At 55.9% G+C, this 25,209-nt stretch carries 15 protein-coding genes and 2 pseudogenes; 6 read left to right on the top strand and 11 right to left on the bottom strand.

The genetic code is table 11. From position 1 onward, the window contains the following. Positions 1-303 (bottom strand): annotated as a pseudogene (locus WFM46_RS06505) (MFS transporter); the annotation flags it as partial. Between the two features lie 82 nt (positions 304-385). After that, positions 386-646 carry a DUF2534 family protein gene (locus WFM46_RS06510; RefSeq protein WP_039031021.1) on the bottom strand — a complete coding sequence of 87 codons (261 nt, stop codon included), beginning with the start codon at positions 644-646 and terminating at the stop codon, positions 386-388. Positions 647-841: 195 nt separating this feature from the next. On the opposite strand from WFM46_RS06510, the gene eco reads away from it, so the two are divergent. Then, positions 842-1,333, top strand: a complete 492-nt coding sequence (gene eco / locus WFM46_RS06515; protein WP_336997271.1) for a serine protease inhibitor ecotin — start codon at positions 842-844, stop codon at positions 1,331-1,333. A 36-nt stretch (positions 1,334-1,369) separates the two neighbouring features. Here the strand turns inward: eco and mqo are convergent, their stop codons facing one another. After that, on the bottom strand, positions 1,370-3,025 hold the full coding sequence (gene mqo / locus WFM46_RS06520; protein ID WP_156654927.1) for a malate dehydrogenase (quinone): 1,656 nt from the start codon (positions 3,023-3,025) through the stop codon (positions 1,370-1,372). A 188-nt stretch (positions 3,026-3,213) separates the two neighbouring features. On the opposite strand from mqo, the pseudogene WFM46_RS06525 reads away from it, so the two are divergent. After that, positions 3,214-4,513, top strand: a pseudogene (locus WFM46_RS06525) (SulP family inorganic anion transporter). Here WFM46_RS06525 and mgtE read toward each other — a convergent pair. From mgtE to WFM46_RS06555, 6 genes are all read right to left on the bottom strand, one after another. Further along, positions 4,476-5,912 (bottom strand): magnesium transporter, encoded by a 1,437-nt coding sequence (gene mgtE, locus WFM46_RS06530; RefSeq protein WP_103180395.1) that lies wholly within the window; start codon positions 5,910-5,912, stop codon positions 4,476-4,478. The pseudogene WFM46_RS06525 and the gene mgtE sit on opposite strands and share 38 nt — an antisense overlap. Positions 5,913-6,067: 155 nt before the next feature. Continuing rightward, a complete protein-coding gene (locus tag WFM46_RS06535; RefSeq protein ID WP_159339607.1) occupies positions 6,068-7,711 on the bottom strand; it encodes a multidrug ABC transporter permease/ATP-binding protein in 1,644 nt (547 codons plus the stop codon). 76 nt (positions 7,712-7,787) lie between these two features. Beyond that, positions 7,788-8,438 carry a DNA oxidative demethylase AlkB gene (gene alkB / locus WFM46_RS06540; protein ID WP_156654931.1) on the bottom strand — a complete coding sequence of 217 codons (651 nt, stop codon included), beginning with the start codon at positions 8,436-8,438 and terminating at the stop codon, positions 7,788-7,790. After that, entirely contained in the window at positions 8,438-9,502 is a 1,065-nt protein-coding gene (ada, locus tag WFM46_RS06545) for a bifunctional DNA-binding transcriptional regulator/O6-methylguanine-DNA methyltransferase Ada (RefSeq protein ID WP_336997272.1), read from the bottom strand. Before ada ends, alkB begins: the two co-directional genes overlap by 1 nt. A gap of 72 nt (positions 9,503-9,574) precedes the next feature. Next, complete coding sequence (gene apbE, locus WFM46_RS06550) at positions 9,575-10,630, bottom strand: FAD:protein FMN transferase ApbE (protein ID WP_103180401.1); 1,056 nt, start codon at positions 10,628-10,630, stop codon at positions 9,575-9,577. 120 nt (positions 10,631-10,750) lie between these two features. Further along, a complete protein-coding gene (locus WFM46_RS06555) occupies positions 10,751-11,863 on the bottom strand; it encodes a porin OmpC (protein WP_336997273.1) in 1,113 nt (370 codons plus the stop codon). Positions 11,864-12,602: 739 nt separating this feature from the next. On the opposite strand from WFM46_RS06555, the gene rcsD reads away from it, so the two are divergent. Together rcsD and rcsB are read left to right on the top strand one after the other, a co-directional pair. Continuing rightward, positions 12,603-15,275 (top strand): phosphotransferase RcsD, encoded by a 2,673-nt coding sequence (gene rcsD, locus WFM46_RS06560; RefSeq protein WP_103180405.1) that lies wholly within the window; start codon positions 12,603-12,605, stop codon positions 15,273-15,275. A gap of 16 nt (positions 15,276-15,291) precedes the next feature. Then, the gene (rcsB, locus tag WFM46_RS06565) at positions 15,292-15,942 is read left to right on the top strand and encodes a response regulator transcription factor RcsB (RefSeq protein ID WP_032612710.1); all 651 of its coding nucleotides are present in this window, start codon (positions 15,292-15,294) and stop codon (positions 15,940-15,942) included. A gap of 110 nt (positions 15,943-16,052) precedes the next feature. On the opposite strand, the gene rcsC is transcribed toward rcsB, so the two are convergent. Both rcsC and gyrA read right to left on the bottom strand, forming a co-directional pair. After that, entirely contained in the window at positions 16,053-18,899 is a 2,847-nt protein-coding gene (gene rcsC / locus WFM46_RS06570) for a two-component system sensor histidine kinase RcsC (protein WP_336997274.1), read from the bottom strand. 143 nt (positions 18,900-19,042) lie between these two features. Then, the gene (gene gyrA / locus WFM46_RS06575; RefSeq protein WP_159339610.1) at positions 19,043-21,679 is read right to left on the bottom strand and encodes a DNA topoisomerase (ATP-hydrolyzing) subunit A; all 2,637 of its coding nucleotides are present in this window, start codon (positions 21,677-21,679) and stop codon (positions 19,043-19,045) included. A 132-nt stretch (positions 21,680-21,811) separates the two neighbouring features. Here gyrA and ubiG point away from each other — a divergent pair, with 132 nt between their 5' ends. Beyond that, a complete protein-coding gene (gene ubiG, locus WFM46_RS06580) occupies positions 21,812-22,546 on the top strand; it encodes a bifunctional 2-polyprenyl-6-hydroxyphenol methylase/3-demethylubiquinol 3-O-methyltransferase UbiG (RefSeq protein ID WP_180210757.1) in 735 nt (244 codons plus the stop codon). A gap of 327 nt (positions 22,547-22,873) precedes the next feature. Further along, complete coding sequence (gene nrdA, locus WFM46_RS06585) at positions 22,874-25,159, top strand: class 1a ribonucleoside-diphosphate reductase subunit alpha (protein ID WP_336997275.1); 2,286 nt, start codon at positions 22,874-22,876, stop codon at positions 25,157-25,159. Positions 25,160-25,209: the final 50 nt, after the last annotated feature.

Here is a 25,209-nt window from a genome sequence, read left to right on the forward strand (position 1 = left end):
CGAGGCGATCGCAAACAGCGGCTTACTGGCCGCACCCAGCCCGTAGCCCAGCAGCGCCAGCCCTTTGCGTTTCCCCAGATAGTCGCTGATGGCCCCGGAAAAAACCTTAATGATAAGCGCGGTGGCTTCCGCCAGCCCTTCAATCAGACCAATGAAAATGACGCTGGCGCCCAGGGTGGTCACCATAAAGAGCGGCAGCAAGCTATGGATAATTTCCGATGAAATATCCATCAGCATACTGACGCCGCCAACAACCCAGACCCCTTTTGGGATCCGGCTCAGCGTGGAAAACCGGGAGACCATGCTCCACTCCTGTTAACGGGGAAAAAATCATTTAACCCGAAAACGGCACAGGAGTGAAACAGGCATTAATCGCGTTGGCGACTCAGTGTTTATCGCTTCCGCCGAGGAAAAATATACCCAGCGGGATAGCCAGCAGCACGGTAAAGACCGTGCTGTAGACCAGCACCATCGCCGACTGCAGCACGTACATGCTGGTGGTCCACTCCGTCAGTGGGATATTGTACTGCTCAACCACGCCAATGATAGTCACACGGCCTACCCCCATCACCGCGATCAGAAAAACCGTCAGCAGTGCCAGCAGAAATTTTTTCCCCGCCGGGGTGTTGAGTTTATTACGTACCATGCGTGTTTCCTTCACAGATAGATAACAATGATTGCAGCTCACCCTACCACGATCGTTCCTCCGGGGCCAATACAGAATTTAAAACCAAATCACAAGGCACTTACCAGTTATATAAACCAGTTAAAAATAAAATTAAGGTAAAAAACACCATTCATGGTAGTGTATGCCCACCGTTTGACATAAAAAGGAATCACTGTGAAAAACGCCGCTAAAAGTCTCATCACTCTGCTGGCTCTGACCTGCGCCAGCGCATACGCCACCCCTGCTAACCAGCCGCTCAGTAAAACGGCCCCCTACCCGCAGGCGGAACAGGGGATGAAGCGCCAGGTCATTGACCTGCCTGAGCAGAAAGATGAAGCGAATTACAAGGTGGAACTGCTGATCGGCCAGACGCTGAAGGTGGATTGCAACGCGCACCGCCTCGGCGGTCAGTTAACCAGCAAGACGCTGGAAGGCTGGGGATATGACTATTACATCTTTGATAAGGTCACTTCGCCGGTTTCCACCATGATGGCCTGTCCGGACGGGAAAAAGACAACAAAATTCATAATCGCGAATCTCGGCGAGCATAGCCTGCTGCGCTACAACAGTAAGTTGCCGATTGTGGTTTATACGCCTGCGGATATCGAGGTGAGATACCGTATCTGGCAGGCTGACGAGAAGGTTGAAAGCGCCGTCACGCGCTAATAAAAAAAGCCGGGTAAATCACCCGGCTTTTTAATATCAGAGTGCGATATCCGCAACCGGTTTGCTTTCCGGCTGGGAGGTCGCCTGTGCCTCAGGCTGAGGCGCCGCATCCGGTGCCTGCGGTTTTTCATACTTCAGCTGCAGCACGCGGCTGGTGTACTCCAGCTCCTGCTCGGTGGCCTCAACGTTGCCGTTCAGCGCCGTACCGTATGAAGGAATAATGGTCTTCAGCTTCGCCTGCCACTCCGGGCTGGCGACTTTGTCTTTAAACACTTTTTCCATCAGGTGCAGCATAATCGGTGCCGCGGTGGAGGCGCCCGGGGAGGCTCCCAGCAGCGCGGCGACAGTGCCTTCTTTGTCGCTGACCACTTCAGTGCCCAGACGCAGCACGCCGCCTTTTTCCTCATCACGCTTGATGATCTGCACGCGCTGGCCCGCCTGCCACAACCGCCAGTCCGCTTTCTTCGCTTCCGGGTAGTACTCTTTCAGCGCCGCAAAGCGATCGTCATCGGAGAGCATCACCTGGCTAATCAGGTATTTCACCAGATCGAAGTTATCCAGACCAACATCAACCATCGGACCCACGTTTGAAGTGGTGGTGGAGCTGAGCAGATCCCACAGCGAACCGTTCTTGAGGAATTTGGTCGAGAAGGTGGCGAACGGCCCGAACAGCACCACGCGCTTACCGTCGAGAACACGTGTATCGATATGCGGCACCGACATCGGCGGTGCGCCCACGGACGCCTGGCCATAGACCTTCGCCAGATGGCGATTCACCACCTCCGGGTTTTCCGACACCAGGAACTGGCCGCCAACCGGGAAGCCCGCGTAATTCTCCGCTTCCGGAATACCGGTCTCCTGCAGCAGCTTCAGCGCCGCGCCGCCCGCACCGATAAAGACAAACTTCGCCTTAATGACGTGCTCTTCTTCATTGTGCTTCAGATCGGCGACGGTCACGCTCCAGGAGTTGTCCGCGTTGCGCTTAAAGCCGCGCACTTCGGTATTCAGCGACAGCGTAAAGTTCTCTTTTTTCTGCAGAGAGCCCACCAGCTGACGGGTAATTTCGCCATAGTTAACGTCGGTACCGATTTCCGTACGGGTGGCCGCCACCTTCTGGTTCGGGTCGCGCCCTTCCATCACCAGCGGCGCCCACTCTTTGATCTGGGCGTGATCTTCGGAGTACTTCATGCCGCGGAACAGCGAGCTTTGCTGCAAAGCAGCATAACGTCCGCGCAGGAAGTTCACATTGTCGTCTCCCCAGACAAAGCTCATGTGCGGGACGGTGTTAATGAAACTGTGTGGATCGTGCAGCACACCGCTGTTCACCTGGTGAGACCAGAACTGACGAGAGATCTGAAACGCTTCGTTGATCTCCACCGCTTTCTCAATGCTGATGGAGCCATCTTTCTTCTGTGGGGTGTAGTTCAGCTCCATTAACGCGGAGTGGCCGGTCCCGGCGTTGTTCCAGCCGTTAGAGCTCTCCTGCGCTACGCCGTCCAGGCGTTCAACCATGGTCATGGACCAGTCCGGCTGAAGCTCCTGCAAATAGGTTCCCAGCGTGGCGCTCATGATCCCGCCACCAATTAACAGAACGTCCGTTTCCTGCTCTTGCGATGCCTGAGCCTTCGCCGCCGTGGAGACAGCACTAAGGCTTGCCGCCGCAGCCAGCAGCAGGGCAGTCATTTTTTTCATAATTAATGCCTTCGTAATACGCGTTTGTTCGCTATTTATGCAGATGAAGTCGAGTGCGGCGCCACGGTAGCAATAATTAAATATTGTTTAAAGGTTAAATAATTATTGTAATTATGATAATAAATGTCGCTGCGTTTGTAGGGGTATGGCTAACCCGGTGCTGGAAAAGTGCGCCATTTCTCGCTACTATGCAGCGCTTTGTGATCGCGCGCACAGATAGCTCTGGGCTGCACTCATTCTCCTGACCTGCGAAAAACTATGTCTTCAGTACACGCTTCTCCTTCTGCGCTCTCTATCCTGCGCTCTCCATCGCTGTTTATGCGTGAAACCCTTGCCGGTGTTATCACCGCCCTGGCGCTGATTCCGGAAGTGATCTCGTTTTCCGTCGTCGCGGGAGTCGATCCGAAGGTGAGCTTGTTCGCCTCGGTGGTCCTCTGCCTGGGGCTGTCGGTGATGGGCGGTCGCCCGGCGATGGTGACGGCCGCCGCGGGCTCCGTGGCGCTGGTGATCGGGCCGATGGTGCATCAGCATGGCGCGCAATACATCCTGCCGGCGGTGCTGCTGGCCGGCGTGATCCAGATCCTGTTCGGGGCGCTGGGAATGGCGCGTCTGATGCGTTTTATTCCCCAGGCGGTGATGACCGGGTTTGTTAACGCCCTCGGGATCCTGATTTTCTTTGCCCAGGTGCCGCATTTCTGGAGCAGAAGCCCGCTGATTGTCGGCCTGTTTGTGCTCACCCTGCTGATTGTGCTCTGGGCGCCCCGCTACATTAAAAGCGTGCCCTCCCCGTTGATTGCCATCGTGGTGCTGACGCTCTATACCGTCACCAGCGGCCAGCTGCTGCCGACCGTGGGGGATGAAGGGTCAATTGGCGGCGGGCTGCCGGGGATCACCCAGATGCTGGTGCCGCTGAATCTGCACACCCTGAGCATTATCTGGCCCTGCGCCCTGAGTATCGCCTTTGTCGGCCTGATGGAGTCGCTCCTGACCGCGAAGCTGGTGGATGAGCTGACGGCAACCCCGTCCAGCAAGCGCCGCGAGAGCATGGGGCTGGGCGTGGCCAATATCATGGCGGGCTTCTTTGGCGGGATCGCCGGTTGCGCGATGATCGGGCAGACCATCGTTAACGTCGAAATGGGCAAAGGCCGCAGCCGCGTCTCCACCTTTGCCGCCGGGCTGGTACTGCTGGTGCTGGTTACCGCCCTGAGCGAAGTGATGGCGAAAATTCCGATGGCGGTGCTGGCGGGGATCATGGCGATTGTCGCCATTAAGACCTTCAACTGGCAGAGCATTCGCCCTGCCACGGTGAAAGGCGCGCCGGTTGCGGAAACGCTGGTGATGCTGGTGACCGTCGGGGCCACCGTTTCAACCGGCAACCTGGCAATTGGCGTGGTAGGCGGGATTATCATGATGGTGATCCTCCCTGCCCGCCTGCGACGCAAACACGCCGTTACAGCAGAAACAGTGTCGCCAGCCCAAGAAAAATAAAGAAGCCGCCAGTATCGGTAATGGCGGTGATCATCACGCTCGACCCCACTGCGGGGTCGCGCCCGAGGCGGGTCATGATCATCGGGATGAGAACGCCCATCGTCGCCGCCACCAGCAGGTTCAGCACCATCGCCAGAGTCATTACCCCACCCAGCGCCATATCGCCGTACAGCCACCAGGTCACGCCCCCCATGATGCCGCCCCACACCAGGCCATTAATCAGCGCCACGCCGAGCTCACGCAGGATCAGAAAGGTAAAGTTGCCCGGCTGAATATGCTGAAGCGCCAGGGCGCGCACGATCATGGTGATGGTCTGATTACCGGTATTGCCGCCAATGCCCGCCACGATGGGCATCAGCGAGGCCAGCGCCACCAGCTGGGAGATGGTGTGTTCAAATCCGTCAATGACACGTGAAGCGATGAAGGCCGTGCAGAGGTTGATCGCCAGCCACGCCCAGCGGGTTTTCACCGCCTTGCTCACCGGGGCATAGACATCCTCTTCGGCACTTAACCCGCCGAGGGCACGCATATCGTTGTCGGTCTCTTTGTAGACCACGTCGACGATCTCATCGATGGTCAGGCGCCCCAATAGCTTACCCGCCGGGTCTACTACGCCCGCGCTGAGAAGGTTGTCACGTTCAAAGGTGCGGGCGGCTTTTTCGGCGTCATCTTCCGGGGAAAAGAGCATCGGCTGCGTTTCCATCACCTCGCTGACCAGGGTCTGAGTGCTGTTAAGCAGGATGGTCTGTAGCTCAAGCTCGCCGAGCAGGGTTTTATCCCGTGAGGTCACAAACAGCTTATCGGTGTTCTTTGGCATTTTGCCCAGACGTCGCAGGTAGCGCTGGACCGCGCCCAGCGTGACGTCAGGGCGCACCGTAATGACGCTGAACTCCAGGATTGCGCCGACGCGGTCCTGCTCATAGTGCATCACCTGTTGGACCCGGGCACGATCCTGAGGCGGGAGCGACGCCAGCAACTGTCCGGTGAGGTTACGCGGCAGGTGCTGGACCATGTAGAGCTGGTCGTCGATATCCAGGGTGCGTACCGCGTCGAGAATGGCCTGGTCGCTCATCTCGTCGATCAGATCGTCCCAGACGTTTTCGGAGGCTTCCAGCAGTACCTGACCGCGCTCGTGATCCTCTACCAGCCGCCACAAAGCGTGGCGCTCTTCCGAGGGCAGCGCTTCGAGGGTGTCGGCGAGATCCGGCGGCGGCAAATGGGCTACCAGCGCCCCTACCTCAGCAATATCGTCGGCTAACGTCCCGACATCATATTGCTCAGCCAGGGTCAGTTTACCCAGCAGGGTGGAAGTGAGCGCTTTGTCGGTGGTCATCAGCCAGATCAGGCGCGCACGCTCTTCATCGCGCAGCCTTGCGCTGTTTTTGGTTAATCCAGACATTAAATATCAATCCATTAAATAAGTTGGCATTAAGCATAGCGTGGGGTTGTGTAAATTTTAATAAACGGATGAGAGGAGAGGTTAAAAAAACAGCAGGCGGGGAAAACAAGATCGCAGGCCGGGTGAGGCGAAGCCACCACCCGGCACAGTTACGCTCAGGCGGTACGGGCTACCGCATCACGCGACGCGGCATCTCGCTCCGCGCCGGTCAGTTCCGTCAGCTGGCCGCTGCGCATCTCAAGCAGACGGTCAGCATGGATAAAGTAGTGGTCGTCATGGCTGATGGCGAAGATGGTTTTGCCCATCTGCTGCATCAGCGGCAGCAGCACCTGGTAAAACTCGCGACGGAAATGCGGGTCCTGATCGGCAGCCCACTCATCCAGCAGAATAATGTCGCGCTCTTCCGCCAGCGCCAGCAGCAGCGCCACGCGCTTCTTCTGCCCTTTTGACAGCTTGAGGTTGAGGATTTTACCATCCTGTAGCTCCAGCTTGTGGGACATCTGCAGATGCGCCAGCCATTTTTCCACCAGCGCCGGATCGGCCTGCTTGCCTTCCGGCCCCAGCAGCTGATCGAACAGCCAGACGTCGGTAAACACCGCCGAGAAAAGCTTGCGGTAATCCTCCGGTTTTTCAGCGCTGAGCGGTTTACCGTCCAGCAGGATCTCGCCTGACTGGGGCTGATACAGGCCGGTCAGCAGCATCGCCAGCGTCGATTTGCCGCTGCCGTTGCCGCCAATCAGGAACAGCAGCTCACCGCGCTTAAGGGTTAAATTTACCGGCCCGACGGAGAAGGCGTTGTCCTGATACTGGAAGGTGACGTTGCGCAGCTCCAGCGTCTGCCAGTTTGGGAAGGCCTCAGGGCGCGGGAACTCAGGTTTGTACGGCGCCAGGGCAAACTTGCGCAGTTTGTTAAAGGCCACCTGGGCGCTGAGCAGGGTCGGCAGCGCACCGACAGCCGAGAGCAGGGGCGTGCGCAGGAACAGCAGCGTCAGCGAATAGGTCGCGGCGACGTTGGTATCCGCCCAGCCGAGGCTATTTGCCATCCAGAAGACGAGGCCAATCGCCCCCAGCATCATGATATTCGACCAGTTGACCGCGCTCAGGTGGAAGGTATCGGCCCGCACGATATGGTGGCGATACTCACGGGCATCCGGGATATAGAGATTATTGAAGATGTGCTCGGCGCGCTCGCGGTTCAGGGTCAGCTCTTTGCGCCCTTCCAGCACCGTCTGATAGTCGTTGTAGAGCTTATCTTCGGTTTCGCGCAGCACCGCCATATGTTTGTAGACGCGCGACACCAGCAGGTAGCCGCCCCAGATGGTGATCGCAATCCACAGGGCAGTGATGGCCAGCATTTTGGTGGAGAGCCAGGCCAGATAGGCCGCCGATCCAAAGGTCAGGATGATCCCCTGCACCAGCTCCGGCAGACGCACAAAGGCGATGGTGATCGAACGTACGTCGCTAGTCAGTCCGGCCAGCAGCGAGGCGCTGCCCAGTTGCTCGACGCGTTCAACCTGAGTATCCAGAATCCGCTTGATGAACTCGCTGCGCAGGCGGTAGACAAAGTGGTGACCGAGCGTCGTGAGCGCCAGCTGCGAGCCGAGGGTGACGGCCATCAGCAGGACCAGCAGGCCGAGAAATTCCGGCAGCACCATCAGGGTGGTATCAACAGTTTCAATCAAACGCAGGTTGATAAAGGCGATAAGCCCAATACCCAGCGCGGCGCTGAGCAAGCTCAATGCCATCACCGCGATAAACGGCCAGCGGTATTGGCGCCAGACCAGTAACAGGAGTTCCATGCAGAGCAATCCAGACAAGAAAAAACAGCCAGCAGTGTAAACTGCTCGCCGTTTACATCAAGAATAATTCTTATTTTTATTCGCTATCCGCCGCCTGGCGGAAGGTCAGGTTGTAGCGACAGTCGCCGGTAAGAGGATGCGTACCAGGCTTAAGCGGCTGAATACCATGGTAAAACAGTCGTGATGCCCCACCCCAGACCACCACGTCGCCATGCTCCAGCAGCAGACGTTTAAGGGGATCGTTACGCCGTAATCCGCCAAACTGGAATACCGCCGGCAGGCCGAGGGAGACCGAGACAATCGGCGCCCGCAGGTCCGCTTCATCTTTGTCCTGATGTAGCGAGAGCTTAGCCCCAACGGCGTAGCGGTTGATGAGACAGGCGTCCGGCTGGAACTCAGGGTAGCCCGCCGCGCAGGCGGCATCGTGGCACAGGGTGGCAAACGCCTCCGGCATCGGCGGCCAGAGGGCGTCGGTAAGCGGGTCTTTCGGGGAGTAGAGATAGCCCCGCTGATTGGTGGTCCAGCCCAGCCCGCCGCAGTTGGTCATTGCCACCGACATGGTGTAGCCCCCGGGGGTGACCATCTGGCGGAACGGCGAGACGGTAGCCACCTGTTCAATTGCCTGCATTAATGCAGGCGCCCCAGCCCGGGCGAAGCGGCGCAGGATCACCGCACCGGGCGCCAGCGGCTCCTGCCAGGGTTGTTCATCTGCAAAAAGATCGAGCATCACACCTCCTCTTTTTTCGCTTCCCGACGCAGCAGCGCCGCTTTGCGGGCCGTGCCCCAGCGGTAGCCCGAGAGCCCGCCATCACTACGCACCACCCGGTGACAAGGGATGATAACCGCCAGCGTGTTGGCGGCACAGGCCCGGGCCACCGCCCGCACCGCGCCAGGATGGCCAATGGCGTTCGCCACCTGTTGATAGCTTGCCGTCTCGCCGCTACGTATGGCTCGCAGAGCTTGCCAGACCTGGCGCTGAAAAGCGGTGCCGCGAATATCCAGCGGCAGGGGGAGCGCCACGGCGTGGTTATCCACGCTGGCGATCACCCGGGCGACGCGGGCGGCAAAGGCGGCATCTGCCTGTTCCCGCCGGGCGTAAGGAAAAAGGGTCTCCAGCTCGGCAATCAGCGTGCTGTCATCATCGCCGGGTAAAATGGCGCAGATCCCCCGCACGCTCTCCGCTACCAGGCACCGCCCCAGCGTACAGTCGCTCAGGGCGTAGCGCACGGTAGTCTCTTCCCCGCCGTTGCGGTACTGCTTCGCGGTCATCCCCAGCGTGGCATCGGCGTTGCGATAGTAGCTGCTGCTGTCGGGGAAACCCGCTGCCAGCACGGAGTCGGTAATTTTATCCCCCTGCGCAAGGGCATGGCGTAGCCGTTTCGCCCGGGCCGCCTGCTGCCAGGCTTTCGGGGTCATCCCGGTCGAGGATTTGAACAGACGATGAAGATGATACGGGCTCATCGCCACCTGCTGCGCCAGCTGCTCAAGGGTCAAAGGCTGCTCCTGCTCCAGCAACCGACAGGCTTTTTCGATGGTGGCGGCGCGCTGCGCCTGCGGGTCCTGTTGATCCGGACGACAGCGTTTGCAGGGGCGAAAACCCGCCAGCTCCGCACGGTGGGCATCAGGATAAAAGCGGACATTCTCACGCAGAGCATGGCGCGCCCGGCAGGAGGGGCGGCAGAAGATGCCGGTGGTCTGCACGGCAAACACAAATTGACCATCGGCATGGCGATCGCGGGCCAGCACCGCCAGCCAGCGTTCATCATCATTATTCAGGTTCGGCTTTTTCATGATCGGCTCCTTCTGTAAGCATACTCATAGCCTGCCTGAGCGCCAGCCGACAAAAACCCGCAACCTTGCTTTTTAATTCTTCCCGTTAACGAGGAAACTGGCGAACTGCGGGGACATCCAGGTTTTGAAGCCCTCCCCTTCCCGGGTGATCATATAGACAGCCAGCCCTTGCTGACGCACGACCTCTTTGGCTTTTTCCGTCCCCAGCACCATCAGGCCGGTATCCCAGGCATCGGCCTCCAGGGCCGTCGGGGAGATTACCGTCACCGACACCAGGTTGTGGGTAATCGGACGGCCGGTCTGCGGATCGATTACGTGCGAAATGCGTTTTCCGTCCAGCTCATAATAGTTGCGGTAGCTGCCGGAGGTGCTGATCCCGTGGCCGTTGATATCGAGAATGGCCTGCACGGCGTTTTGCTCATCGGTCGGCTTCTGGATCGCCACGCGCCAGGGCTTATCGCTGGCGTTCATGCCCCGGCTGACCAGCGCCCCGCCTACCGACACCAGATAGCGCGAGATCCCCTCTTCGGCCATTAGCCGGGCCAGGTGATCGGCAGCGTAGCCTTCGCCCACCGTGGAGAGATCGACAAACAGATCGGGAATATCTTTTTGCAGATACTGCTGGCCGGACTGATTAATCACGGACAGATGCTGCAGCCCCGTTTGCGCCCGGGCATCGTCAATCTGCGCCTGATCGGGGGTTTTCACCGGCTGCTTGTTTGGGCCAAAGCCCCACAGGTTAACCAGGGGACCGACGGTAATATCCATCGCGCCGTTAGTTTTGTAGCCCACCCGCAGCGATTCGGTGACAATGTCCGCCATCGCTTCGCTCACCGGCCAGGGCGACGTACTCTTCGACTGATTAAAGCGCATCAGCGCGGAGTCGTTTTTATAGGTGGACATCAGTTGGTCATCGCCGTCCAGCTGAGCCTGGATCTTCCCGCGCAGCTCTTCCGCCCGGGCAGCGGAGAGATCGATGGCGCTGACGCGCCAGAAGGTGCCCATCGTTTTCCCTTCCAGCACCGTCGCGGCGGCGGTTTCGTTCTTTGCAGACGGAGCAGGTGCGTCACACGCGGTCAGCATAAAAAGTGTTGCCAGCAAGCCGACACGTAAAAAAGTAATTTCCATTCGTTATTATCCTCAAGCCTGAGACCGGCAAGAGTACACCAAAAAGCAGGCTTTGTAAGGGCCTGACGGTAATACCAAAAAAAGGGGCCATTTGGCCCCTTTCGCAAGAGTACGTAAGACTTAGAACTGGTAAACCAGACCCAGTGCTACGATGTCATCGGTGCTGATGCCGGCACGGTCGGTGAAGGCGTTTTCATCCAGCAGGTTGATTTTGTAATCAACGTAGGTGGACATGTTTTTGTTGAAGTAGTAAGTCGCGCCCACATCAACATATTTCAGCAGATCCTGGTCGCCGTTGCCTTCGATGTCCTTACCTTTAGACTGCAGGTAAGCCACGGATGGACGCAGACCGAAGTCGAACTGGTACTGTGCAACCACTTCGAAGTTCTGTGCTTTGTTGGCAAAGCCGTAAACAGCATTAGCGCGGTCGGACTGAGAGTCACCGAAACGGGTTGCGTTGTAGGTCTGGGAGTACTGCGCTGCCAGGTACAGGTTGTTTGCGTCATATTTCAGGCCGCCGCTGTACACTTCAGCACGGTCGCCACGGCCGTAAACGCGTGGACCGTTCTGGTCTGCGGTACGTTTAGAAGAGGCTGCTGCCGCACCTACGCTGAAGCCTTCGCCCAGATCGTAAGTCAGGGAGCCGCCGAAGCCGTCGCCGTTCTGTTTCAGCAGGCTACGACCGCCCACGTTTTCTCCGCTGACGCTGCCGTTTTTACCCTGATACTGCAGAGCAAAGTTCAGGCCATCAACCAGACCGAAGAAGTCCTGGTTACGGTAGGTAGCAACGCCGTTACCACGGGATTGCAGGAAGTTATCGGCACCGTAGGTGTCGCCGCCGAATTCTGGCAGAACGTCAGTCCAGGAGGTGACGTCATAGATTACGCCGTAGTTACGACCGTAGTCGAAAGAACCTGCTTCAGCGAACTTCAGACCTGCGAAGGCCACACGCGTCCAGGACTGGTTCTCGCTCTCGCTGGTGTTGCCCTGAATCTGGTATTCCCACTGACCGTAGCCAGTGATCTGGTCGTTAACCTGAGTTTCGCCTTTGAAGCCGAGACGCATGTAAGTCTGATCGCCATCAGCGCCATCGTCATCAGAGAAATAGTGCAGACCGTCTACTTTACCGTAGAGATCTAATTTGTTGCCGTCTTTGTTGTAAATTTCAGCCGCATTCGCTGCGCCTGGTACCAGCAGTGCTGGTACCAGGAGGGACAGTACTTTAACTTTCATTATTTTAACCCTCTGTTATATGTCTTTTATTACCACTGCTTACTGATTAACCCTCTTAACCAGTCGGCAAGTTCATTCTCCGCAAAAAAACAGAATAATCCAATAAGAATATGATACGAAAACTTTTAAGATGTTTCATATTGCCACATAGATGTTTCAATTTGTAAATTTTGGGGAACTTTTTGGCCGCACATTTAGTTAAAAAATAGAGCACCAATAATCAAAAACACAAAATAAATCATAAAAATCAGTTAGTTACCCAAAAACAAATTATAGCACTGATTGATAAAACAAAAACCGCAGCGGCGACTAAAATATTTACTGCTATCATCATTAACTTTATTTATTACCGTCATTCAGATTTGAATGTCTGTTTATCCAGAATTGAACCGAATGCAATGCATTCGGTTTTTTTTTACTCATCTTTACGCAAACTTGAATAATTTGTGCTACCCGCCTGAAACTATAACGACTATTAATTAAATCTTCGCTTGTTATTTTTAGGCGCATAAATTTCATGGTGATTTTAATTTCTTGTTTATTCGTGCTATTTTTTTCCTATATTGGGACTTATTTGTACAATTTTTATCTGAGCGTACAGATTTAAAACAGTCCATTTTCGTCTCACAGCGACATGAAAAAGTCAGCCCCGGTAGTGGCGTGAGGCTGGAAATTCGATTATTACGCTTTATACTGCCCTATTCGCCTGAAGCGCAGCCATAACGGGTTAAACACATCAATGAGTCAGTCTGAAACCACAGCCGCGAACAAGTTTTCCCTGCTCCCGGGCAGCATTACTCGTTTCTTTCTTCTATTGATCGTTGTGCTGTTAGTGACCATGGGCGTAATGGTGCAGAGCGCCGTGAACACCTGGCTCAAAGACCGCAGCTATCAGATTGTCGATATCAGCCACGCGCTGCATAAACGCATCGACACCTGGCGCTACGCCACCTGGCAGATTTATGACAACATCGCGGCAACCCCTACCACCTCCTCTGCTGAAGGTTTGCAGGAGACGCGCCTGAAACAGGACGTCTACTATCTTGAGAAGACGCGACGCAAAACCGAAGCCCTGATTTTCGGTTCCCACGACAGCGCCACGCTGGAGATGACCCAGCGCATGTCGACCTATCTGGATACGCTTTGGGGGGCGGAGACTGTTCCCTGGTCGATGTACTATCTCAACGGTCAGGACAACAGCATGATCCTGATCTCCACCCTGCCACTTAAAGATCTCTCTTCCGGGTTTAAAGAGTCTACGGTGGGTAATATTGTCGATTCCCGTCGCGCGGAGATGCTCCAGCAGGCTAACGCCCTGGATGAGCGTGAAAGTTTCTCCTCCCTGCGCCGACTGGCATGGCAAAATGGCCACTACTTCACCCTGCGTACGACGTTCAATCAGCCGGGCCATCTGGCCACGGTGGTGGCCTTTGATCTGCCCATCAACGATCTGATCCCGCCGGATATGCCGCTGGAAAGTTTCCGCCTGGAGCAGGACAATAGCGTGCAAAATATGCGCGCGCCAACGGATAAAGAGAGCCCTGACAGCGTCTCCATCTCCTTTAATGGTTCGAAAATCGAAATTGCTTCCGCCCTGAACACCACCGGCATGCGTCTGGTCTGGCAGGTGCCTTTCGGCACGCTGCTGCTGGATACGCTGCAAAATATCCTGTTGCCGCTGCTGCTCAATATTGGTCTGCTGGCGCTGGCGCTGTTCGGTTACAGCACCTTCCGTTCGCAGCCGGGTCGCCAGAGCGATGTTCCCGTGGCAGCCGGTACCCATAATGAGCTGCGCGTCCTGCGCGCGCTGAATGAAGAGATTGTCTCTGTGCTGCCGCTCGGCCTGTTGGTGCACGATCAGGAGGCTAACCGCACAGTGATCAGCAACAAAATCGCCGACCACCTGCTGCCCCACCTGAATCTGCAAAACATCACCAGCATGGCGGATCAGCACCAGGGGGTGATTCAGGCCACGATTAATAATGAGCTGTACGAGATCCGCCAGTTCCGCAGCCAGGTGGCGTCGCGCACGCAAATATTCATTATTCGCGATCAGGATCGCGAGGTGCTGGTGAATAAAAAGCTCAAGCAGGCGCAAAGGCTGTATGAGAAAAACCAGCAGGGCCGCGCAGCGTTTATGCAAAATATCGGCGAAGCGTTCAAGCTGCCGCTGAAGGCGCTTGCCAGCGAAGCCGCTCATTTATCCACCCCGGAGAGCATGCAGCTGTCCGCTCATGCCGATACGCTGGTACGGCTGGTGGATGAGATCCAGCTTGCCAACATGCTGGAAAATGATACCTGGAAGAGCACGGCGTCGCTGTTTTCCATTCAGGATCTGATTGATGAAGTGGTGCCGGAGGTACTGCCTGTCATCAAGCGTAAAGGGCTTCAACTGCTGATCAACAATCCGCTGCGTGCGAACGATGAGCGTCATGGCGACCGCGACGCCCTGCGCCGCATTCTGCTGATGCTGATCCAGTACGCGGTCACTACCACCCAGATCGGCAAAATTACCCTTGAAGTGAGCAGCGATGAATCGGCTGACGACCGCCTCACCTTCCGCATTCTGGATACCGGCGAAGGGGTGACGGCCAGCGAAATTGATAACCTGCACTTCCCGTTCCTTAACGAGACTCAGGGCGACAACTATGGCAAAGCCAATGCCCTCACCTTCTGGCTCTGCGATCAGCTGGCGCGTAAGCTTGGCGGCCATCTGAATATCAAAGCGCGTGAGTCGCTGGGCACCCGTTACTCTCTTCACGTTAAAATGGCGGCCAGCCCGCAGGATGCGGAGGAGGATGAACGCCTGCTGGATGATGTGGTAATAATGGTGGATGTGACCTCAAATGAGATCCGTAATATTGTGGTTCGTCAGCTGGAAAACTGGGGTGCGAGCTGTATCTCGCCGGACGAACGGCTGGCAAGTCAAGAATATGATCTCTTTTTAACAGATAATCCGTCTAATCTTACTGCCTCGGGCTTGCTTTTAAGCGATGATGAGCCAGGCGTGCGGAAAATTGGCCCCGGCCAGGTGCGCGTCAACTTTAATATGAGCAATGCTATGCAGGAAGCTGTACTACAACTAATAGAAGAGCAACTGGCGCAGGAAACGATCCCGGAATCCCCACTGGGCGGCAATGAAAATGCTGAACTTCATGCCAGCGGATATTATTCGCTCTTTGTAGACACAGTTCCAGATGATGTTAAGAGGTTGTATACTGAATCGGCCGTGAACGACTTCGCGGCGCTGGCTCAGACAGCACACCGGCTCAAAGGGGTGTTTGCCATGCTTAATCTGGTTCCAGGCAAGCAATTATGTGAAACGCTGGAACATCTTATTCGTGAGAAAGATGCCGCCAGCATAGAAAAATACATCAGCGACATTGACGCCTACGTCAAAAGCTTGCTGTAGCAAGGTAGCCCTATACATGAACAATATGAACGTAATTATTGCCGATGACCATCCGATTGTACTGTTCGGTATTCGCAAATCACTTGAACAGATCGAGTGGGTGAATGTAGTTGGCGAATTTGAAGATTCCACAGCACTGATTAATAACCTGCCTAAGCTTGATGCGCACGTGCTCATCACCGACCTTTCCATGCCTGGAGATAAGTACGGTGACGGGATTACGCTGATCAAATACATCAAGCGCCATTTCCCGAGCATTTCGATCATCGTGCTGACCATGAACAATAACCCGGCGATTTTAAGCGCGGTTCTGGATCTCGATATCGAAGGCATCGTCCTGAAACAGGGCGCGCCGACCGATCTGCCGAAAGCGCTGGCCGCGCTGCAGAAAGGGAAGAAATTCACGCCGGAAAGCGTCTCCCGCCTGCTGGAAAAAATCAGCGCCGGCGGTTACGGTGACAAACGCCTGTCGCCAAAAGAGAGTGAAGTCCTGCGTCTGTTTGCCGAAGGTTTCCTGGTGACCGAAATTGCCAAGAAGCTGAACCGCAGTATCAAGACCATCAGTAGCCAGAAAAAATCGGCGATGATGAAGCTGGGTGTGGAGAACGATATCGCCCTGCTGAACTATCTCTCTTCCGTGACCCTGAGTCCGGCGGATAAAGAGTAATGAGCTACATGCCCGGCGGCGCTTCGCTTGCACGGGCCTACAGGTAGCGTAGGCCGGGTAAGCGTCAGCGCCACCCGGCAATAATAAAAAAGCCCATTTCTGGGCTTTTTTTATCCCCGCGCTCTTCTCACCCGCTCCGCATATACCGACAGCGTCTGTTTCAGGACATCCAGCGTTACCGGCTTGGAAAGACAGCTATCCATCCCCGATTCCAGACAGCGCTGCTTCTCCTCTGCCAGCGCGTTAGCGGTGACACCCACCACCGGCAGCGTCAGACCGAGCTGGCGGATACGCTGGGTCAGGCGATAGCCATCCATATTCGGCATGTTCACATCACTCAGGACAATGTCGATATGGTTTTTGCTCAGCACATTGAGGGCATCCACGCCGTCATTCGCCGTTTTACACTGATAGCCCAGCGAGCCGAGCTGATCGGCCAGCAGGCGGCGGTTAATCGGATGGTCGTCCACCACCAGGATCATCATATCCTCATTCAACGACTGCTCAGATTCCGGCGACGGCAGCGAGGCTGTTCCGTCCGCGCTGTCCATTTCCACACGATAGATGCGCGCCAGCAGCGTAATCAGCTCATGTGGCGAGGCCACGCTGTTCACCCATTCGCCGTGCGCACGCTCCAGGGCGATACCGATATGGCGCCGGCAGAAGATCACCGCCGCTTTACCCTGCCACGGCTTCGTCAGCTCATCGTCGGTGAGAAGCATATCTTCCGCGTCCGGGGTTTGGCCGGCGTAGCGCGCCACCCGAATGCCGTATGAGCCCAGCAGAGACTCCAGGTAGGCATACAGCGAGGCATTATTGACCGCCAGCCAGCAGCGTTTATCGCTTAATCCCTCAATCAGCATGTTGCCCGGAGACTGCGCCGCATAAAGTGGAATACGGATAGTAAACTGACTGCCCATGCCCGGTTCGGTATCCACCGAGATATCGCCGTCCATCATGCTGATCAGTTTTTCACAGATCGCCAGCCCCAGCCCGGTGCCCTGGAAGTTGCGCTGAACCCCCGTCCCCACCTGGAAGAACGGGTCGAAGAGTTTGACCACCTCTTTGGCCGGAATACCCACCCCGGTGTCGCGTACGCGAATGCTCAGGTAGTCCCCCGCTTTGGCGACATGCATTACAATGCAGCCCATGTCAGTGAACTTAATGGCGTTGCTGAGCAGGTTGGAGATCACCTGCTGCAGGCGCATCGGATCGCCCTGCAGCGTTAGCGGCACGTCCGGCTCAATAAAGCAGTACAGCCCCAGCTGCTTACGCACCACCAGCGGCAGGTAGTTGGCGCTGATATGGTTCATCACCTCGCGCGGCGAGAATTCGCGCGGTTCAATTTTCAGCTGCTCGGACTCGATTTTAGAGAAGTCGAGAATGTCGCTGATGATTTTCAGCAGCAGGCTGGAGGAGTTGTTCATCGCCGTCACCAGACGGTCAACGCCGCGCGGCAGCTCTTTGGTCTGCAGCAGATCGAGGTTACCGATAATCCCGTAGAGCGGAGTACGCAGTTCGTGACTGACGGTGGCAAGGAACATCGATTTCGACTGGCTGGCCTGTTCGGCGGACTGGGCCATGTCCTGCAACGACTCTTCCATTTTGACGCGCGCGGAAACATCCACCAGCACGCAGATCGCCACGTTCTCATTGCGATAGCGCGAATGGACAAAACTTATCTGCAGGTTGGTGTTGTTACTGGTCAGGACATCGACGAAGTTGACCTGCTGTCCACAGATAATCTGCGTCAGCCGCTGTCGGTCCTCATGGGTGAGCATATTGAGATAGTTATGCGCCAGCTCGTTACTGAGGATGTTGGTCCCGTCAAGGGTGCGTAAAATACAGATCCCCACCGGCGCAGAGGCAACAATCTTACGGTTAAACTGCTCATGCTCTTCAAGACGCTGGGCATCGATCTCCGCCGGAATAAAGATTTTACGCTCGTACATCCGCGCGAGGGTAAATAGCGCAATCCCCACCAGCACGTTCAGCAGTACCGAGTTGAGGATCAGCATCCGAATACGCTCCAGCACCATATCCACCGGTACGGAGTAAACAATGCTCAGCGACGAAGGCGGCAGGCTTTTTTTCAACACCAGGTCACGAAAACCGGCGCTGTAACCAAACCATGAGCGCTCCTGCATCCAGCGAGGATCAATCTTCAGCCGCGATTCCGGCCCGGCCAGCGAAATAAGAGAGTGACCATTTTCATCAAGAATGGTGACGCCCATCGGCAGATTACCCGGGGTGAAAAAGTTCTCCATGCGGATAGTCTGCTCGATACCGAGCATCGCCTGCAGACGGTTGCCCAGATAGACCGGCGTCAGGGCATAGAAGTACCCTACCCCTGAACGCGGCCCCTGGCTTATCCAGAACAGATTATTACCGCGTTCATCCTGCGGCGCGTTACGGTACTTGATGATCCGCTCGTGCAGGCTTTTCAGCGCGCTGTCACGATCCACCGGCACATCGCGCAGGCCAAAATCGGCCATACAGAGATTTTCGCTGCCAATCAGGAAGACGCGGTTCAGGTCATAGGCTGCCGAGAAGTTATCGCGCCAGTAGCGCATAAACCAGGCCAGTGACTCCAGCGATCCCCGCCATGCGGAGCCCATCGCCGAGCAGTCAGAGTCGGGGAAAAGCGGCTCAAAGTTGGGAACGTCCGCCTTACTGTCGCGCCCGCGGATAGCCAGAACGCCATTCTCCGCCGTCAGACGATTCTCGGCGATATACTTGAGCTCCTTCATGACATCCGCGGTGCGCTGAATATAGCGCTGGGACTGATCGAAGCTGAGGTTAAACTCCTGACGGATCTCCGCCTCCTTCTGGTGCAGCGCATTGACGATGTAAAACACCGAAAATAGCGCGATAAGCACCCAAATCAGGAGCGCCAGCGCCCGAAAAAGATAGCGAGAAACTTTCAGCGTGGTTCGAAAGGAGACGAGGTATTTCAAGGGGGCGCGGCTCCGCCGTCAGGTTGACAAGGAATGGGTTAAGGTAGCGGTAAATCGCCGCCGTCGCAACGTTCGGTTGTCTGCAATTCAGCGCCGCGACAAAAGAAAAGGGCCGGAAACCGGCCCTTTGTCGTCAGAAGAGATTACTCTTCGGCATCATCTGCCGCATCATCGTCGATTTCCGCTTCCGGCGCGATTTCATCGTCACCTTCTGCCACGCTACCGTCGATTGAATCGAGCTCTTCGTCATCCACTGGCTCAGCAACACGCTGCAGACCCACCACGTTTTCATCTTCCGCAGTACGGATGAGGATCACACCCTGGGTGTTACGCCCGACCACGCTGATTTCCGACACACGGGTACGCACCAGCGTACCGGCATCGGTAATCATCATGATCTGGTCGGCATCATCGACCTGTACCGCGCCCACAACGGAACCGTTGCGCTCGGTGACTTTAATCGAGATAACGCCCTGCGTGCCACGGGACTTGGTTGGATATTCATCCTGGGCAGTACGCTTACCGTAACCATTCTGGGTGACGGTGAGGATTGCGCCTTCGCCACGTGGAACAATCAGGGAGACCACGCTGTCTTCGCCCGCCAGTTTGATCCCGCGGACACCGGTCGCCGTACGGCCCATGGCGCGCACCGCGTTCTCTTTGAAGCGCACCACTTTACCGGCGGCAGAGAAGAGCATCACTTCATCGGAGCCGGAGGTCAGATCCACGCCAATCAGTTCATCGCCTTCGTTCAGGTTGACGGCGATAATGCCGGCAGAACGTGGGCGGCTGAACTCGGTCAGGGCGGTTTTCTTCACCGTACCGCTGGCGGTCGCCATAAAGACGTTCACCCCTTCAGCGTACTCGCGAACCGGCAGGATCGCCGTAATACGTTCGTTTTGTTCCAGCGGCAGCAGGTTGACGATTGGACGTCCACGGGCGCCACGGCTCGCTTCCGGCAGTTGATAAACCTTCATCCAGTACAGACGGCCCCGGCTGGAGAAGCAGAGGATGGTGTCATGGGTGTTGGCCACCAGCAGGCGGTCGATAAAGTCTTCTTCTTTAATACGTGCCGCTGATTTGCCCTTACCGCCACGACGCTGTGCTTCATAGTCGGTTAACGGCTGGTACTTCACGTAGCCCTGGTGAGACAGGGTAACCACAACGTCTTCCTGGTTGATCAGGTCTTCGATGTTGATATCCGCGGAGTTGGCCGTGATTTCCGTGCGACGCTCGTCGCCGAACTGATCCCGGATCAGCTCCAGCTCCTCGCGGATCACTTCCATCAGACGATCGGCGCTGCCCAGAATGTGCAGCAGCTCAGCGATCTGCTCCAGCAGCTCTTTGTACTCGTCGAGCAGTTTTTCATGCTCAAGGCCGGTCAGTTTCTGCAGACGCAGATCCAGAATCGCCTGGGCCTGCTGTTCGGTCAGCCAGTATTTGCCCTCGCGAATACCGTACTGCGGCTCCAGCCATTCAGGACGCGCGGCATCGTCGCCGGCACGTTCGAGCATCGCAGAGACGTTGCCCAGATCCCACGGCTTGGCGATCAGGCCCGCTTTCGCTTCGGCAGGCGTTGGCGCACGACGGATCAGCTCGATGATCGGATCGATGTTTGCCAGGGCCACCGCCAGCGCTTCAAGGATGTGCGCACGATCGCGGGCTTTACGCAGTTCGAAAATAGTCCGACGGGTCACCACTTCACGGCGGTGACGCACGAACGCGCTCAGAATGTCTTTCAGGTTCATGATCTTCGGCTGACCATGGTGCAGTGCCACCATGTTAATACCGAAGGAGACCTGAAGCTGAGTCAGGGAATAGAGGTTGTTAAGCACAACTTCCCCTACCGCGTCACGTTTGATTTCAATCACGATACGCATGCCGTCTTTGTCAGACTCATCACGCAGCGCGCTGATACCTTCAATACGTTTCTCTTTAACCAGCTCGGCAATCTTCTCGATCAGGCGCGCTTTGTTCACCTGATACGGAATTTCGTGGACGATAATGGTCTCACGGCCAGATTTGGCATCCGCTTCGACTTCGGCGCGGGCACGAATATAGATCTTGCCGCGACCGGTACGGTAGGCCTCCTCGATACCGCGACGGCCATTAATGATGGCGGCGGTCGGGAAGTCCGGGCCCGGGATGTGTTCCATCAGCCCTTCAATGCTGATCTCTTCATCCTCGATATAGGCCAGGCAGCCGTTAATCACTTCGGTGATGTTGTGCGGCGGAATGTTGGTCGCCATACCTACGGCGATACCGGACGAACCGTTTACCAGCAGGTTAGGGATCTTCGTCGGCATAACGTCAGGAATTTTTTCCGTGCCGTCATAGTTGTCGACAAAATCTACCGTCTCTTTTTCCAGATCGGCCATCAGCTCATGGGCAATCTTCGCCAGGCGGATTTCCGTATAACGCATTGCCGCAGCGGAGTCGCCGTCGATAGAACCGAAGTTACCCTGACCATCAACCAGCATGTAACGCAGCGAGAACGGCTGCGCCATACGGACGATAGTGTCGTACACCGCGGAATCACCATGAGGATGGTATTTACCGATTACGTCACCAACGACACGGGCAGATTTTTTGTACGCTTTATTCCAGTCATTGCCCAATACGTTCATGGCGTATAGTACGCGACGGTGTACCGGCTTAAGTCCATCGCGGACATCCGGCAGCGCACGGCCAACAATGACCGACATCGCATAATCCAGATAGGAGCTCTTCAGCTCTTCCTCGATGTTAACCGGTGTAATTTCTCTCGCAAGGTCGCTCATCTAACCGCTATCCCTCTACTGTATCCCGGATTCAAAGGTCGGAAATTATAACACACCCGCTTAGGTTTAAACTAATTTGCTTTGTTATCCTGATATACTTCCTCGTCTTTAAATTACGGAGTAAAAGCGTCCATGAATGCGGAAAAATCCCCGATGGCTGACAACGTCGACCACGAAGAGATCGCCAAATTTGAAGCCGTGGCCTCGCGCTGGTGGGATCTTGAAGGTGAGTTCAAACCGCTGCACCGCATTAACCCTCTGCGCCTGGGCTATATCGCGGAGCGTTCCGGCGGCCTGTTCGGTAAAAAAGTGCTTGATGTGGGATGCGGCGGCGGCATCCTGGCCGAGAGCATGGCGCGCGAAGGCGCCACGGTGACCGGGCTGGATATGGGCTTCGAGCCGCTGCAGGTAGCGCGCCTGCACGCGCTGGAGAGCGGTATCCAGGTGGAGTACGTGCAGGAAACGGTTGAAGCCCATGCGGCGGAGCACGCCCACCAGTACGACGTCGTCACCTGCATGGAGATGCTGGAGCATGTTCCCGACCCGCAATCGGTGGTGAAAGCCTGTGCCGCGCTGGTGAAGCCGGGCGGTCAGGTCTTTTTCTCCACCATCAACCGCAACGGCAAGGCCTGGCTGATGGCGGTGGTTGGCGCAGAGTACGTGCTGCGGATGGTGCCAAAAGGCACGCACGACGTGAAAAAATTCATCAAGCCAGCAGAATTACTGAGCTGGGTCGACAACACCTGGCTTAAAGAACAGCATATGACCGGCCTGCACTACAATCCCCTGACCGACAAATTCAAACTGGCGCCAGGCGTGGACGTTAACTACATGCTCCATACCACCGCCAAAAAAGAGCAAGAGTAATTACTCTTTTTCTGACGAATGCGCAGCAGTTTGTTGCGCATTTTTGACAGCCCGTTGAAGAAATCAGCAGTCGATCAAATTTTCATTTTTTTTTCTGGAATATTGACATGTCGTCCAGGCCTTACGGTACGAGGACTTACGCTTTTTTACGCTTTAACAACCTCAATTTAACCTCAAAATCAACTCTTGTACTCAAAAGAATCCTTACTAGAATACTCACCATCTTGCGTTATCCTTATTGTAAAACCCCTATATGTAGTATTTATCCACAGAAGGCTGTGGATAAGCGGGGGATATTTTCATTTTCACGGACAGGTAAAAACCCACATGAATCAGAGTCTGCTGGTGACAAAGCGCGACGGTACCACCGAGCGTATCAATCTGGACAAAATCCATCGAGTTCTCGACTGGGCAGCAGAAGGGCTGAATAACGTATCGATCTCCCAGGTTGAACTGCGCTCCCATATCCAGTTCTATGACGGCATCAAAACGTCTGATATCCACGAAACCATTATCAAAGCCGCGGCGGATCTCATCTCCCGCGACGCGCCGGATTATCAGTACCTCGCTGCCCGTCTGGCGATTTTCCACCTGCGTAAAAAAGCCTACGGTCAGTTTGAGCCGCCAGCGCTGTTCGATCATGTGGTGAAGATGGTCGAGCTTGGCAAGTACGACACGCATCTGCTGGAAGACTACACGGAAGAAGAGTTCAAGCAGATGGACGGGTTCATCGATCACTGGCGTGATATGAACTTCTCCTACGCCGCGGTGAAACAGCTGGAAGGGAAATACCTGGTCCAGAACCGCGTGACCGGCGAGATCTACGAAAGCGCTCAGTTCCTCTACATTCTGGTGGCGGCCTGCCTGTTCTCGAACTACCCGCGTGAAACCCGTCTGGAATACGTGAAGCGTTTCTACGATGCAGTTTCCACCTTTAAAATTTCTCTGCCAACGCCAATCATGTCCGGCGTTCGCACCCCAACCCGCCAGTTCAGCTCCTGCGTGCTGATCGAGTGCGGCGACAGCCTGGATTCCATCAACGCGACCTCCAGCGCCATTGTGAAATACGTTTCCCAGCGTGCCGGTATTGGCATCAACGCCGGTCGCATTCGTGCCCTGGGCAGCCCAATTCGTGGCGGTGAAGCGTTCCACACCGGCTGTATCCCGTTCTACAAACACTTCCAGACCGCGGTGAAATCCTGCTCTCAGGGCGGCGTGCGTGGCGGTGCAGCTACCCTCTTCTATCCAATGTGGCACCTGGAAGTAGAAAGCCTGCTGGTGCTGAAAAACAACCGTGGCGTGGAAGGCAACCGCGTGCGTCACATGGACTACGGCGTACAGATCAACAAGCTGATGTATACCCGTCTGCTGAAAGGTGAAGATATTACTCTCTTCAGCCCGTCCGACGTCCCGGGCCTGTATGATGCCTTCTTTGCCGATCAGGATGAGTTCGAGCGTCTGTACAGCAAATATGAAAAAGACGACAGCATCCGTAAACAGCGTGTGAAAGCGGTAGAACTGTTCTCGCTGATGATGCAGGAGCGTGCCTCTACCGGCCGTATCTACATTCAGAACGTCGATCACTGCAACACCCACAGCCCGTTCGATCCGGTCGTTGCGCCAGTGCGCCAGTCCAACCTGTGTCTGGAGATCGCCCTGCCGACCAAACCGCTGGAAGATGTGAACGACGAAAACGGCGAAATCGCCCTGTGCACGCTCTCCGCGTTCAACCTGGGCGCCATCAACAGCCTGGACGAACTGGAAGAGCTGGCGGTGCTGGCGGTTCGCGCCCTGGATGCGCTGCTGGATTACCAGGATTACCCAATCCCGGCGGCAAAACGTGGTGCGATGGGTCGTCGTACCCTGGGTATTGGCGTCATTAACTATGCTTACTGGCTGGCGAAAAACGGCAAACGCTACTCCGACGGCAGCGCTAACAACCTGACGCACCAGACCTTCGAAGCCATTCAGTACTACCTGCTGAAAGCCTCGAACGAGCTGGCGAAAGAGCAAGGCGCCTGCCCGTGGTTCAATGAAACCACCTATTCCAAAGGCATTTTGCCGATCGATACCTATAAGAAAGACCTGGATGCGATCGCCAACGAGCCGCTGCATCTTGACTGGGAAGCACTGCGCGAATCCATCAAGACCCACGGCCTGCGTAACTCCACGCTCTCTGCCCTGATGCCGTCCGAGACCTCCTCGCAGATCTCTAACGCCACCAACGGTATTGAGCCGCCGCGCGGTCATGTCAGCATCAAAGCGTCGAAAGATGGGATCCTGCGCCAGGTGGTACCGGATTATGAGCTGCTGAAAAACAACTACGAGCTGCTGTGGGAGATGCCAAATAACGACGGCTACCTGCAACTGGTGGGGATTATGCAGAAATTTATCGACCAGTCAATCTCTGCCAACACCAACTACGATCCGTCACGCTTCCCGTCCGGGAAAGTGCCGATGCAGCAGCTGCTGAAAGACCTGCTTACCGCCTACAAATTTGGCGTGAAGACCCTGTACTATCAAAACACCCGCGACGGTGCGGAAGATGCGCAGGACGATCTGGCACCCTCTATTCAGGATGATGGCTGCGAAAGCGGCGCATGTAAGATTTAATGTATATGCCGGGTGGCGCTACGCTTACCCGGCCTACGATTTTGTTTGCC

The sequence above is a fragment of the Leclercia sp. M50 genome (genome assembly GCF_037150775.1).
GTDB lineage: Bacteria > Pseudomonadota > Gammaproteobacteria > Enterobacterales > Enterobacteriaceae > Enterobacter.